Origin of the sequence: Undibacterium sp. TC9W (assembly GCF_049339865.1) — a bacterium.
GTDB lineage: Bacteria > Pseudomonadota > Gammaproteobacteria > Burkholderiales > Burkholderiaceae_D > Undibacterium.
In genome coordinates this window covers 1-13,987 of the sequence record NZ_JBMPPJ010000018.1, presented here as the reverse complement: position 1 = coordinate 13,987, position 13,987 = coordinate 1, and the positions used below count along the sequence as shown (strand labels likewise).

The following is a 13,987-nucleotide window of genomic DNA, read 5'->3' as shown; positions in this document are numbered from 1 at the left end:
GCTCGCCCGCTACAGATCGTAAACAGGTTCTGATCTGGATTGTAAGCAGCCCCTGTCAGCGTCAGCTCACAGGGGCTGTTTTTTTTGGTGGAGACAACATGCAGAATTCAATTATAAAAAACGTGGTGATTGTAGGTGGTGGTACAGCAGGCTGGATGACAGCAACGGCGCTGGCGACTGTCTTGCAGGGACAATACCGGATACGGGTAGTAGAGTCGGATGAAATTGGTATTGTTGGTGTCGGCGAAGCCACCATACCGATGATACAAAGATTCAACCAGGTGGTCGGTATCGATGAAAATGAATTCCTGCGCGAGACCCAGGGCACTTTCAAGCTGGCGATAGAATTTGTCAACTGGGGCAAGCAGGGTGATCGTTACATGCATGGCTTTGGCACGATAGGCCAGGATCTTGGCAGTGTGCGTTTTGATCAGTACTGGCAAAAAATGCGCATGCTGGGTAAGGCCGATGAACTGGCTGCGTATTCGATTACCCGTATGATGGGCAAGGCAAATAAATTCATGCCCGCCCGTTACGATGTGCCGAATTCACCGCTGAACCAGATTGCCCACGCCTATCATTTTGATGCCAGTCTGTATGCGCGTTATCTGCGCAAGATTGCCGAGTCGCGCGGTGTGGTGCGTACCGAAGGCAAGATAGTCTCGGTCAGTCAGCGCGAAGCTGATGGCTTTGTCGATGCCATCGTTCTGGAAAATGGCGAGCGCATAGAAGGTGATTTATTCATCGACTGTTCCGGCTTCCGTGGCTTGCTGATAGAGCAGACCTTGCAGACAGGTTATGAAGACTGGTCGCACTGGTTGCCATGCGACAGGGCGCAGGCCGTGCCTTGTGAATCTGCACCAGAGCTCTTGCCCTATACCCGCGCCACCGCGCACCGCGCTGGCTGGCAATGGCGCATTCCGCTACAGCATCGCATAGGCAATGGCCATGTGTATTGCAGCCAGTATGTCAGTGATGATGAAGCGGCTTCCGTGTTGTTGTCGAATCTTGATGGCAGGCCGCTGGCTGATCCGCGCGTTATCAAATTCAAGACTGGCATGCGCAATAAAACCTGGAACAAGAATGTGGTAGCGATAGGCTTGTCCAGTGGATTTCTCGAACCGCTGGAATCAACCAGTATCCATCTCATACAATCGGCCATTGCACGGCTGATTGACTTCTTCCCTGACCGTAGTTTCAATGCTGTCGATATTGCTGAATACAATCGCCAGTCGCGCTTTGAATATGAGCGTATCCGTGACTTCGTGATCCTGCATTACAAACTCAATCAGCGCGATGATTCTGACTTCTGGAAAGCCTGCGCAGCCATGCCCGTGCCGGACAGCTTGCAGCACAAGATTGACCTGTTCCGCGCCAGCGGCCGCTTGCTGCGTGTCGATAATGAATTGTTTGCCGAGGTTGGTTGGTTGCAGGTTTTTGAAGGTCAAAATTTAATTCCTGAAAGCCTCAATCCTCTGGTAAATTTGCAGACCGAAACGGACACCATGGAATATCTCGATAGTGTGCGTGAGGTAGTGCATAAATGCGTGGCCATCATGCCAGGACATGCTGCCTATATTGCCCAGCATTGCAAGGCCAGAAGCTGAGTCAGTACTGAGTGGGGGGGGGCGCCACTGTCATGTTTCACTGGTGGGGCATAAAAAAATAAACTAAAAACAAAGTTGAAATTATGCATACTGGTATGAGCACCACCGAGATTTTTCTGATCGCGATGTTTGTGATTTTTACTTTGCCTTATCTGATCTGGCGAGTAGGTAAAACTGACTATTACGCACCACTGGTAGTAGTCCAAATTATCACTGGTATTTTGCTAGGGCCTGGTATTCTTGGTGCGATTTATCCGGACTACTATAAATTCGTATTCAATCCCCAGGTGATACAGTCATTGAATGGCATTGCCTGGTGGGCCGTCATGATCTTTGTCATGATTGCCGGAATAGAACTGGACTTGAAGAAGGCATGGGAATACCGTCGCGAAAGCACCATCACTGCAGGCCTGGCATTGGGCATGCCTTTATTGTTTGGCTGCGTAGCTGGTATGGGTCTGCTGAGTATGGATGGCTGGATGGGGCCCAAGGCCATGAGCTGGCAATTCGTGCTCGGTGTGGGCATGGCTTGCGCTGTCACTGCCTTGCCCATCCTGATCCTGTTGATGGAAAAGCTCGATATCCTGCGCCAACCCGTAGGCCAGCGCATATTGCGTTACGCCAGTCTTGACGATATTGCCATCTGGGGTGTGCTGGCCGTGATCTTGCTGGACTGGACCAGGGTAGGGCGACAAGTTGGCTTTTTGGTGGTGTTTGCGGTTGCTACTGTCTTGTTTCGCAAACTCATGGTCTGGCTGGAAGAGCGCGACCGCTGGTATGTAGGCCTGATCTGGCTGGCTGCCTGTGCTTTTGCGGCTGACTGGGCGGGTCTGCACTATATGGTAGGTGCTTTCCTGGCGGGGGCGGTCATGGATGCACATTGGTTCAACCAGGAAAAAATGGACCTCATGCGCCACCATGTCTTACTGGCCATCATGCCAGTGTTTTTCCTGAGCACGGGTTTGCGTACCAACTGGGCAGTGGGCGGCGTCGCTGTTTTCGTCGCTGCGGCTGTGTTGCTGTTCGCCTCTGTCACTGGCAAGCTCATAGGCATACAGGTGGCGGGCAAAATATTGAAATGGGAAAAAGGCGAGGCATCTATCATAGGCTGGCTGTTGCAGACCAAGGCTTTGATCATGATTATCTTTGTCAATATTTTGCTGGATAAAAGTATCATCACCAGTGAAACCTTTACGGCCTTGTTGCTTATGGCTATCGCCAGCACCATGCTGACTGTGCCTGTGGTGTATCCGAAATTGCAGAAAATGAAGGAGTTGATTTTCAGGAGCAGGTAAGAATTTTGAATCTCTGTTTTTGCAAATGAAATGCCCGCTGCTTTTGTGGAAGTAGCGAGCATTTTCTTGATGTGGCTGGTACGCCTGAATGTGCCAGGATCAGCTTGAAATGTGCAGACAATCATGGGTAGTATTGCTACAGTTTGCTGTTTTCAAGTGAAGGTTTTGTGCCAGATTCTCATTTTTATCAGGCATGCTTGCTGTTTGTAGTAAGTCTTAAAAATTTATGTAGTTTGATTACATTTTGCTGTGGTAGTATTTCAGTATGCTGGCATTCTTGGTATGGTGACTTTGTTGGGAAGTCGTTTTAGCCACCAAGTAATACCGCAATAGTAGTTCATAATAAATTTGGGGACAAAACACCATGCAAGTATCTGCATACAAACCACGTCTGTCGTTCTGGCAGTTGTGGAATATGAGTTTCGGTTTCTTCGGTATTCAATTTGGCTTTGCGCTGCAAAATACCAATACCAGCCGCATCTTTTCTACCCTGGGTGCGAACCCCGATGAGCTGGCATTGTTCTGGCTGGCTGCTCCCATCACCGGCTTGCTGGTGCAGCCTGTCATTGGCTATCTGAGCGACAATACCTGGCACCCATTCTGGGGACGCCGTCGTCCTTTCTTTTTCATCGGTGCGATACTGGCATCGATTGCCATGTTCCTCATGCCCAATTCCAGCGTCTTGTGGATGGCGATAGCTGTGCTGTGGATGATGGACAGTGCCATCAACATCTCCATGGAACCTTTCCGCGCCTTTGTTGGCGACAAGCTCGATGTTTCACAACAAACTGCGGGCTTTGCGATGCAGACCTTCTTCATCGGTTGCGGTGGCGTGATTGCCTCCTTGCTGCCGACGATATTTACTGATTATCTCGGCGTCAGCAATGTGCCTGTGAATGGCGCGATCCCTGATACCGTGCGTTATTCCTTTTATTTTGGCGGTGCCATATTTGCCTTGTCTGTCATGTGGACAGTGTTTACCAGCAAGGAAATTCCTCCAGCAGACCTGGAAAAATTCAAACAGGAACGCAAAAATAACCAGGGCATAGGCAAGGCTGTATCGGAGATTCTTGGTGGTTTCACCAAAATGCCCAAGACCATGGTGCAACTGGCGCTGGTGCAATTCTTTACCTGGGTCGCCTTGTTTGCCATGTGGGTATATACCACGCCTTCGATAGCGCAAACGGTTTTCCATAGCAGTGACGCGCAGTCTGCAGCTTTCCAGGAAGGTGGTAACTGGGTGGGTATCATGTTCGCGGTGTATGGTGGTGTCTCTGCACTGGCGGCTTTCTTGCTGCCCGTGCTGGCGAAGATGACCAGCCGCAAATTTGTGCACATGCTCTGCCTGGTCATAGGTGGTGTCAGCCTCATGAGTATCTTCCTGATTTCATCGAAACAAATACTGCTCTTGCCTATGGTCGGTGTGGGCATAGCATGGGCCAGTGTACTGACCATGCCATATGCAATTCTGGCCGGGGCATTGCCAGCGAACCGCATGGGTTATTACATGGGCTTGTTCAATTTCTTTGTGGTGATACCGCAGATCATTGCCGGTGTCGTACTTGGTGCGATCTTGAAGCATTTCTTTGATAACCAGTCCGTCAAGGTCTTGATGCTGGGTGGGGCTTGCATGATAGTGGCTGGCTTGTTGACATTGCTGGTCAAGGATGAAGCTGTCGAAGTTGCATCAGGCTTGGACAAGACGGCAGCTAATGCTGCAGCAGTTTAATCCTAGCATTAGTCCCTGCATTCGACGGAGTTTTCTCATGCAAGCAAAAGCAATCAGACTGGGGCTGGCAGCACTGCTGGCCACGTCATGCGTTTCCATGTCGCTGGCAGCACCCAAGCTAAAAACAGCGCAACCATTTTTATGGGAAAACGCCACCGTCTATTTTTTACTGACAGACCGCTTCCATAATGCCAACCGTAAAAACGACCTTGCCTATGGCCGTAAAAATGATGCAGCACCTTTGCGCGGCTATGCTGGTGGTGACCTGGCTGGTATTACGGCGAAGATCAGGTCTGGTTATTTCAAAGACCTCGGTGTTGATGTCATCTGGCTGACGCCGCCGGTCGAGCAAATCCATGCCGGTACCGATGAAGGCACGGGCAAGTCCTATGGCTTCCATGGATACTGGGCCAAAGACTTCACCCGTGTCGATGCCAATCTGGGTACAGAAGCTGACATGCGCGAATTTGTCGATACCGCGCATGCACATGGCATGCGGGTCTTGCTGGATGTAGTCATGAACCACCTGGGCCCCGTGACTGAGCAAGACACTGTCTGGCCAGATGAATGGGTTAGGACATCGCCCACCTGTACTTATAAAGATACTGAAACCACGGTCAGTTGCACCCTGGTGAAAAACCTGCCGGACATACGCACAGACAGCAAAGCCACAGTCAGCTTGCCGCCAGTGCTGGTAGAAAAATGGAAGGCAGAAGGGCGTTACGACAAAGAAGTCAAGGAGCTGGATGACTTTTTCCAGCGCACAGGTTTGCCACGTGCGCCACGATATTACCTCATGAAATGGCATGTGGATTGGGTGAAAAAATACGGTGTTGATGGCTTTCGGGCAGATACTGCCAAACATACAGAGCCAGATATTTGGAAAGAATTGCATGGCCTTGCCAGTGCCGCTTATGAAGACTGGAAGCAGGCCTACCCCAAAAAGAAACTGGGTAACCAGGTTTTTTTCATGACCGGCGAAGTGTATAACTATGCGATTGGCCATGGCCAGGAATTTGACATGGGTGGCGGCAAGACCGTCAATTTTTACCAGAATAGTTTTGACAGCCTCATCAATTTTGGTTTCAAGTCAGATGCCAATAAGAGTTATGAAGCCTTGTTCAGTGATTACGCCACGCGTCTGCATGGGCCTTTGGCTGGATATTCCGTACTCAATTACATCAGTTCGCACGATGACGGTGGGCCATTTGATCTCTTGCGCCAAAAGCCATTTGAATCTGCCAATAAACTCTTACTCAGTCCTGGCGCTGCGCAGATTTATTATGGTGATGAAACTGCACGCTCGCTGAATGTCGCTGGCGCGCAAGGCGACGCGACCTTGCGTTCTTTCATGAACTGGGATGAGCTTGCAAAGAATGCCAGCCGTGATGGCTACCGCATTGCTGAGGTGCGTCAGCACTGGAGCCACCTGGGTTTATTCCGGCGTGCCCATCCTGCCATAGGAGCAGGTCTGCACGAAAAACTCGCTGAGCAACCCTATACCTTTAAGCGTGTTTATGACAAGAACGGTATCAGCGACAAAGTAGTGATTGCACTGGATATCCCGGCGAATAGCAATCCTGCCATCAGCGTCGCAGGCGTGTTTGCCGATGGACAAAAACTGCGCGACTATTATTCTGGCAAGACGGCCACAGTTGTCAATGGCAAGGTGCAATTCAATAGCGGCTTGAGCACGATATTGATCGCGCCTTAGTATGAGCAGGTTAAAAATTTAGAGACAGCATGAAAAAAATAAGCATAGTCAAACTGAATGTCTTTGCAGCCGCGATCCTGTCAATGGCGACAACAGCACATGCACAAAATTCTTCACGCACTATTGTGTTGGTCAGCAAGCAGGCCGATCATCTGGAAATCAAGACCAATGATGGTCGCTATATCTTGAAGCCCTACAGCGACAAGATAATCGAAACCAGTTTTATCCCTGCTGCTGAAAAATTTAATCCGGCTTCGCATGCCGTCGTCTTGTCGCCAGCGCGCGTCAAGACCAGCTTCAAGGAGACAGCAAGCAGCATTCAGTACATTGCGGGTGACATCAGTGTCAGCATCAGCAAATCACCGCTACAAATTGCCTATGCCTACAAGGGCAAGCCCTTGCTGTCAGAAAAAAATGGCTATAGCAAAACTGCTGATGCAGAAGTGCTGGATTTCAACCTGGATGCCAGCGAAGCCCTGTATGGTGGCGGTGCCCGTGCACTGGGCATGAACCGTCGCGGCAATCGCCTGCCTTTGTATAACAAGGCACACTATGGCTATGAAGAACGTTCTGAACAAATGAACTTTGCCATGCCGCTGGTGTTTTCATCAAAAATGTATGGCCTGCATTTTGATAATGCCGCGATAGGCCAGCTTGATCTCGACAGCAAGAAAAACAATGTGCTCGCGTATGAAACCATTAGTGGCCGCAAGACTTACCAGGTCATCGCTGGTGACAGTTGGGCCGACATCGTCAGTAATTACACCAGCCTGACCGGACGCCAGCCTCTGCCGCCGCGCTGGACCTTTGGTAATTTCGCCAGCCGCTTTGGTTATCATAATGAAGCAGAGGCGCGCAGCATACTGGATAAATTCCACACTGAAAAAATCCCTGTCGATGCCATCATCTTTGACCTCTACTGGTTTGGCAAGGATATCAAGGGCACCATGGGCAATCTGGAATTCGATAAAGACAGCTTCCCCAATCCCAAGGGCATGATTGCTGACTTTGCCCAGCAGGGTATCAAGACTGTGCTGATTACCGAGCCTTTTATTTTGACGACTTCAAAAAAATGGCAAGAGGCTGTTGATAAAAATATTCTGGCAACTGACAAGCAGGGCAAGCCCTATACCTATGATTTTTATTTTGGAAATACCGGCCTCATCGATATCTTCAACCCGCCTGCACAAGACTGGTTCTGGGCCATCTATAAAAATTTAAAAAACATGGGTGTGGCTGGCTGGTGGGGGGATCTGGGTGAACCGGAAGTCCATCCATCTGCCTTGCAGCATAAAACTGGCAGTGCCGATGAATTGCATAATATCTACGGTCATAACTGGGCCAGACTGATTGCTGACGGCTACAAGAAAGACTACCCCAATCAGCGGCCTTTCATCCTCATGCGTTCTGGTTATTCAGGTTCGCAAAGACTAGGCATGATACCGTGGTCTGGTGATGTCAATCGCAGTTGGGGGGGATTGCGTTCACAACCTGAAATAGCCTTGCAGATGGGCATGCAAGGCATGGCTTATATGCATTCTGACCTTGGTGGTTTTGCCGGTGCCAATCTGGATGATGAGTTGTATGCACGCTGGTTGCAGTATGGCGTGTTCCAGCCGGTGTTCCGCCCCCATGCGCAAGAAGAGGTGGCGTCTGAACCGGTCTTGCGTGAAGCCAAGACCAAGGCCCTGGCCAAGGCAGCCATAGAATTACGTTACCGCATGCTGCCGTATAACTATACCCTGGCATTTGAGAATAACCAGCACGGCCTGCCTTTCATGCGCCCGTTGTTTTATGCGGAGCCTCAAAACCAGAAACTGCAAACCGTGGCTGACACTTATCTATGGGGTGACAGCTTTCTCGTGCATCCTGTCATGAAGGCGGGTGAAAAAGAAGCCAGCGTGTATTTCCCGGCAGGCAGTACCTGGTTTGATTTTTATACTGGTCAGCAACATCAGGGTGGTGCGACTGGCATGGTAAGCGTGGAGCCAGATCATATCCCAGTGTTTGTGCGTGCCGGCGCTTTTGTTCCCATGAGCCCGCTGATCCAGAATACCCGTGACTATTCAGCAAAAAAACTGGAGCTGCATTACTACCATGATGCCACCGTAAAAAAGTCGGCAGGCAAGCTGTATGACGATGATGGCGAGACTGCGAATGCCTATGAAAAAGGTGCTTATACCCTCATGCATTTTAATAGTCAGGCAAATGCGGCGCAGTTGAAAATCAGCCTGCGAACAGAAACCGGCAAGAGTGCAGAGGCGGTGGACAGGGATATCGCAGTTCATATTCATCATATTGCCAGCAAGCCAGTATCAGTAAACCTGCAGGGGAAAGCAATCGCTTTTAACTGGGATGAGTCCAAAAAGCAGCTGCATATTGATGTGCACTGGCTGAAAAACAGCAAGGCAGAGCTATCAATAAAGTTGGGTAAATGATATTGTCTTGTGCTTCAGAGAATACCCGCAACATACTGGCCCCGGGCTTTGTCACGACAAGCCCTGATTTGGAGCATGAATACAAAGCTGTTTGTGGTAAATTGCGGGATTGTATTCTCTGTAAGACAATAGGCAGCAAACCGTATATATGAAGACAGCATGACGACAGAACACGCACTGGTAGAACATGGTAACGCGGCAGGCTTTTCCAGCGGCCCGCGCTTGTTGGCGGATATAGGCGCAACCCATGCGCGCTTTACACTTGAGTCTTCGCCAGGTGTGTTTGAATCCGTCAAGGTCTTGAAGTGCGATGAATACACCGACATCATCGCCTTGCTGCGCGCCTATTTATATACGGTGCCTGCCAGCAAAGTGCATCATGCGGCGTTTGCACTTGCCAATCCTATCGACGGTGACCAGGTCAGGATGACCAACCGCGACTGGGCATTTTCCATAGAAGATGTACGTCGTGAATTCGGTTTGTATACCCTGCTCATCGTCAATGACTTTACCGCCTTGGCTATGTCCTTGCCGGGTTTGCAAGCCAAAGACCTGATGCAGGTTGGCGGTGGTACGCCGGTGGCGAAATCCGTCATCGGTGTTTTAGGACCAGGTACGGGTCTGGGTGTGTCTGGCCTGATCCCGACTTCTGATGGTTTCGTCACACTGGGCAGTGAGGGCGGCCACGTCAATTTCGCGCCGGTGGATGAGCGTGAATATGCCATCCTGCAATTTGCCTGGAAAGAATGGCCTCACGTCTCTACCGAGCGCCTGATTTCTGGCCCTGGCCTGGAATTGATTTATCGCGCCCTGGCAGATAGAAATAACAAGAAAGTCAAAGGCTTGGCAGCGCAAGATATCATGCGTGGCGCCTTGACTGATGATGATGCACTTTGTCTGGAAACCCTGGAATGCTTTTGCGGCATGCTGGGCAGTTTTAGTGCCAACCTCGCTGTGACTCTAGGGGCTTTTGGCGGCATCTATATCGGTGGTGGTATTGTTCCGCTGATGGGCGATTATTTCTCCACTTCAGCCTTCCGCACTCGCTTTGAAGCCAAAGGGCGCTTCACCAGTTATCTGGCGCAAATACCTACCTTCGTCATTACGACGCCCAACCCGGCGTTTTATGGCGTGTCGGCGATTTTGTCTGAACACTTGCGTGGCCGTAGCGGCGACAGTTCATTGATGGACCGCATACAGCAAATCCAGGCAGAGCTGACACCGGCAGAACGCCGCGTCGCTACCCTGGTGCTGGAAAACCCGCGCACGGTATTGAATGAAGCAATTGCTGAGATTGCCCGCCTGGCCGATGTCAGTCAGCCCACCGTCATCCGCTTTTGCCGCTCTCTGGGCTTCCTCGGTCTTGCTGACTTCAAACTCAAGTTTGCCAGCAGCCTGACCGGCACGATACCTGTACGCCACAGCCAGGTACGCATGAGCGACAGCACGCATGACCTGAGCGCCAAGGTGATCGATAATACCGTGTCGGCAATCTTGAATTTCCGTGATCAGCTGGACGTCCGTTCACTTGATCAGGCAATTGCCCTGTTGCGCAAGGCAAACAAGGTAGAGTTTTATGCCATGGGTAATTCACGTGCCGTGGCGCTGGATGGTCAGCATAAGTTCTTCCGCTTCCGCATTCCTACCGCGTCTTACGGTGATGCACATTTGTTTTCCATGGCAGCAGAATTGCTGAATCCTGGTGATGTGGTTATCGTGGTTTCGAATTCCGGCAAACTGCCAGAGTTGCTGAAAGCTGTTGATGCCGCCCGCCTTGCCGGAGCAGACGTGATTGCGATCACGCCTAATCAGTCACCACTGGCGAAGAAGGCAACAGTCTGTCTGGCGGTCAATCATACCGAAGACAATGCAACCTTCCTGTCCATGATTTCACGCATACTGCAATTATTGCTGATTGATATTATCGCGGTAGGTTTGTCGGTTGATACACCTGAAACAGAAGGGCATGGCGATGACGTCAAGCGCAAGGAGTTATCGCGTTTCAGTAATTTGCTGATTTCTCATCTGGATAGCTGATTAAGCTTTAATCTAAGCGATGCAGCTTGCCTGAGCAGTCTGGCTGCTGTTATTGTTTTGCCTTTCATCTTCATGGACAGGCATGTTGGCTTTTGATCCCTTGGTCTTGCTCGATGCGGCTTTGCGCGGCACGCTTCTGGCTTTGCTGTTGCTGCTGTCCGCCATACTGGGCCGTGACCGCCCGCAACTGCTGGTAGTGCGCTCAGGTATCGCACTTTGTCTGGGCCTGGCGGTGCAGGTGATCAGTGCCACTCCCTGGATAGAAGCCACGGTGCCACGTCTGTGGCAAGCGCCACTGGTGGCGATTTCTGTTGCGAACGCCGTACTGTTCTGGGTATTTGTGCAAGCCCTGTTCGATGATGACTATGCATTGCGGCCCACGCACCTGCTTGCCTGGTTTGCGGTAGCCGCCCTGAGTGCCTTGAACTGCGCCGTAGTAGCGGGCAGTGCCACTATTATTGCCCCTGTGACGATGGGCATGCAGCGAGCGATACCGCTGGTATTTGCCATTCTGGCGGCGCTGGCAGCGGCGAAGAACTGGCGTACCGATCTGGTTGAACCGCGACGTCGGCTGCGTGCTTTTATCGTGATTGCTGGTAGTGTCTATACCGTTTTATTATTGATAGCCCGCTTAAGCTCGCCACAGGGGAGGTTGGCAGGCGGTACTGCGATGGCAGATGTACTTGTGTTGCTGCTCATTATCTCCATCGTGACATTCAGGATGTTAAAACTGGGACATCTGGATTTGTTTCCCTTGCCTGCACCTCCCGTACAAAAGCAGTCAACGACGCCAGACTTGTCCCCGCCAGTGCCTGCAGCAGGCGCAGGCGAAGGTGCATTGGTGTTGGCTTTGCAGAAACTGATGCAGGATGAGCGCCACTACCGCAGCGAGGACCTGACACTGGCCAGCCTGGCTGGCAAGATGCAAATCCCTGAATACCGTTTACGCAAGTTGATCAACCAGCAGCTTGGCTACCGCAATTTCAATGCCTACATCAACGCCTTTCGCCTGGACGAAGCACGCGCTGCTTTGGCTGACCCGGCGCGGCGCGATTTGCCTGTTCTAACGATTGCGCTGACTTCCGGCTTCCAGTCCATAGGGCCATTCAACCGTGCCTTCAAGACTGCCACCGGGCTCACGCCTACTGAGTATCGCAAACAAAATATGGCCGATTCCTGAAATCGGCTAGCCGAAATCTGTAATTTTCAGTCTGCGGCAAGACATCATTCGCTTTCCTGCGCATAGTCCGGTTCATCTGGAGTACAGCCTCCAGCACTCAACCGATTGGAGCCTGAATGATGAAAGCGAAGTATCTACTTCTTGTAAAACGACCACATCACTGTTTCACCTATGCGCTGCTATACCTGCTGTTTTTTTGTAGCGGCATCGCGAGCGCATCTGTTGGCCTGACAACGATAGCCCCAAGCGCCATGGATGGCACCATCACCCTGTATTACCCCAGCAATGCGCCCGAGCAACAAGTGCATCGTGGCCGTTTTGAGTTCAAGCTGGCTGAACACGCAGAACCTGTGCGCGGCAATGGCCATCTGATCATCATTTCGCATGGTTCAGGTGGCTCCCCCTGGGTCAATGCAGACCTTGCCCGCAGTATGGTCGAGGCAGGTTTTATCGTTGCCATGCCCGAACACCATGGTGACAATTACAAGGATGATGGTCATCCTGGCCCCGACAGCTGGACCTTGCGACCTGCGGAAGTATCCCGTGCCATTGATGCTGTTGGCCGTGACCCGCGCTTTGGACCCTTGCTGACTTTGGACAAGGTGGGTATGTATGGCATGTCGGCAGGTGGTCATACCGCACTCAGCATGGCAGGCGGGCGCTGGTCACCGGCGGGATTTAAGCAGCATTGCGAAGAAGACCTGGTCAATGATTTTCAATCGTGCGTAGGCTTGAATACCAGGCTCACTGGTGGCTTCTTTGATGGGCTGAAAAAATGGCTGGCTTTGACGATTATCCGCAGCCGCTTCAGTGATACTACAATGCGCGAGCACCATGATCCCCGTGTGGCTGCGATTGTGGCCGGAGTACCTGCTGCTGCTGATTTTGACATGGCATCACTGCAAAATCCACCTGTGCCACTGGGTCTGGTCACCGCCGGACAAGACCGCTGGCTGGTGCCGCGCTTTCATAGCGGCAGGGTATTGGCTGTCTGTCAGACTTGTGAACATATTGCGGACGTGCCTGACGCTGGCCATGGTTCCCTGTTGTCGCCCCTGCCACCAAATCTGACTGGCCTGGTTGGCGACATGCTCAATGACCCACCCGGTTTTGACCGTGGGCAAATGTCTGCGGTGGACAAGAAAATTACCGCATTCTTTGAGAAGCATTTATTGCATTAGAACGAGCTTATTTATTGAGCAGGTAATTGAAACTGAAAGACACTCTGTCGGTATCTGTGAGGTTGGGGCCTACTCTGTGAAATACATCGGACCTGAACAAGACCAGCTTGCCGACTTCAGGTTCGATGACGTAGTTTTCAAACTGCTTGTATTGCATGTCGCAAGGGAAGATGGCGAGCTCGCCATCATGCTGGTTGGTGCTGAAGTAATATACGCCGCTGATGGGTACGCCTTCAACATTCCTGTCGTGATTATGCCTTTCCTGGTAACCAAATTTCTTGGTGACATTGATCCAGCTTTGCGTATATTGGTGATCTATTTTCCAGTCCTTGTCGCGCCTGGTCATGTGGACAAACTGCAAGACACTGTCTTCGATGAATTTTCTTAAATGCTGCAATCCGGCAAGTGCGAAAATATTTTTCTCATTGTTGAATGAACTGAGCACATTGTCACCCCATGAATGGCCAAGCAAGCGGTTCAAGTCTTCCTTGCGGCGCAAGACTTCGTCATTGATTGCATAAATGGTGTCGTCATCGGCCTTGGAGATGCCAACCAGGGTGGGGAAGAGTACTTCGATATTCATGTGCGCACCTTATGAAATGATGCACATGATCATAGATGATTTGCCTGCTTATTTGCGTATTATTGCGATACTTTATGGTGATGGAAGCAGTGATTTTTAAGGAACGTCTGATTAAGTTCTAATTTCCATCCGTTACAAAATCATGTTCCAGTCAAAGCATAAAACGTGCTGCTGAACATGATTTTCATCAAGAATTGGGGAGTTGCATCCCCAACTTCTTCAG

At 50.9% G+C, this 13,987-nt stretch carries 9 protein-coding genes; 8 read left to right on the top strand and 1 reads right to left on the bottom strand.

The window, feature by feature from the left end; all coding sequences use genetic code 11:
* Window positions 1-98 precede the first annotated feature (98 nt).
* From ACO0LN_RS21920 to ACO0LN_RS21885, 8 genes are all read left to right on the top strand, one after another.
* Window positions 99-1,607 carry a tryptophan halogenase family protein gene (locus ACO0LN_RS21920; protein WP_422977452.1) on the top strand — a complete coding sequence of 503 codons (1,509 nt, stop codon included), beginning with the start codon at window positions 99-101 and terminating at the stop codon, window positions 1,605-1,607.
* A 95-nt stretch (window positions 1,608-1,702) separates the two neighbouring features.
* On the top strand, window positions 1,703-2,902 hold the full coding sequence (locus ACO0LN_RS21915) for a cation:proton antiporter (protein WP_422977451.1): 1,200 nt from the start codon (window positions 1,703-1,705) through the stop codon (window positions 2,900-2,902).
* Between the two features lie 364 nt (window positions 2,903-3,266).
* Window positions 3,267-4,631 carry an MFS transporter gene (locus ACO0LN_RS21910; RefSeq protein WP_422977449.1) on the top strand — a complete coding sequence of 455 codons (1,365 nt, stop codon included), beginning with the start codon at window positions 3,267-3,269 and terminating at the stop codon, window positions 4,629-4,631.
* Window positions 4,632-4,668: 37 nt separating this feature from the next.
* Entirely contained in the window at window positions 4,669-6,345 is a 1,677-nt protein-coding gene (locus tag ACO0LN_RS21905) for an alpha-amylase family glycosyl hydrolase (RefSeq protein WP_422977447.1), read from the top strand.
* Between the two features lie 29 nt (window positions 6,346-6,374).
* Window positions 6,375-8,783 carry a TIM-barrel domain-containing protein gene (locus ACO0LN_RS21900; RefSeq protein ID WP_422977445.1) on the top strand — a complete coding sequence of 803 codons (2,409 nt, stop codon included), beginning with the start codon at window positions 6,375-6,377 and terminating at the stop codon, window positions 8,781-8,783.
* Window positions 8,784-8,942: 159 nt separating this feature from the next.
* Window positions 8,943-10,820: a glucokinase gene (locus ACO0LN_RS21895; RefSeq protein WP_422977443.1), complete on the top strand. Its 1,878-nt coding sequence runs from the start codon at window positions 8,943-8,945 to the stop codon at window positions 10,818-10,820.
* Between the two features lie 82 nt (window positions 10,821-10,902).
* Entirely contained in the window at window positions 10,903-12,000 is a 1,098-nt protein-coding gene (locus ACO0LN_RS21890) for a helix-turn-helix domain-containing protein (RefSeq protein ID WP_422977441.1), read from the top strand.
* 116 nt (window positions 12,001-12,116) lie between these two features.
* A complete protein-coding gene (locus ACO0LN_RS21885) occupies window positions 12,117-13,181 on the top strand; it encodes an alpha/beta hydrolase family protein (RefSeq protein ID WP_422977439.1) in 1,065 nt (354 codons plus the stop codon).
* Window positions 13,182-13,188: 7 nt separating this feature from the next.
* Here ACO0LN_RS21885 and ACO0LN_RS21880 read toward each other — a convergent pair whose 3' ends face one another.
* Window positions 13,189-13,764, bottom strand: coding sequence for a putative 2OG-Fe(II) oxygenase (locus tag ACO0LN_RS21880; RefSeq protein ID WP_162057867.1), 576 nt, complete (start codon window positions 13,762-13,764; stop codon window positions 13,189-13,191).
* Window positions 13,765-13,987: the final 223 nt, after the last annotated feature.

Excerpts from the sequence above, each read along its gene's own strand:
- ACO0LN_RS21920 (WP_422977452.1), top strand. The coding sequence starts at position 99 with ATGCAGAATTCAATTATAAAAAACGTGGTGATTGTAGGTGGTGGTACA.
- ACO0LN_RS21915 (WP_422977451.1), top strand. The coding sequence starts at position 1,703 with ATGAGCACCACCGAGATTTTTCTGATCGCGATGTTTGTGATTTTTACT.
- ACO0LN_RS21910 (WP_422977449.1), top strand. The coding sequence starts at position 3,267 with ATGCAAGTATCTGCATACAAACCACGTCTGTCGTTCTGGCAGTTGTGG.
- ACO0LN_RS21905 (WP_422977447.1), top strand. The coding sequence starts at position 4,669 with ATGCAAGCAAAAGCAATCAGACTGGGGCTGGCAGCACTGCTGGCCACG.
- ACO0LN_RS21900 (WP_422977445.1), top strand. The coding sequence starts at position 6,375 with ATGAAAAAAATAAGCATAGTCAAACTGAATGTCTTTGCAGCCGCGATC.
- ACO0LN_RS21895 (WP_422977443.1), top strand. The coding sequence starts at position 8,943 with ATGACGACAGAACACGCACTGGTAGAACATGGTAACGCGGCAGGCTTT.
- ACO0LN_RS21890 (WP_422977441.1), top strand. The coding sequence starts at position 10,903 with ATGTTGGCTTTTGATCCCTTGGTCTTGCTCGATGCGGCTTTGCGCGGC.
- ACO0LN_RS21885 (WP_422977439.1), top strand. The coding sequence starts at position 12,117 with ATGATGAAAGCGAAGTATCTACTTCTTGTAAAACGACCACATCACTGT.
- ACO0LN_RS21880 (WP_162057867.1), bottom strand. The coding sequence starts at position 13,764 with ATGAATATCGAAGTACTCTTCCCCACCCTGGTTGGCATCTCCAAGGCC.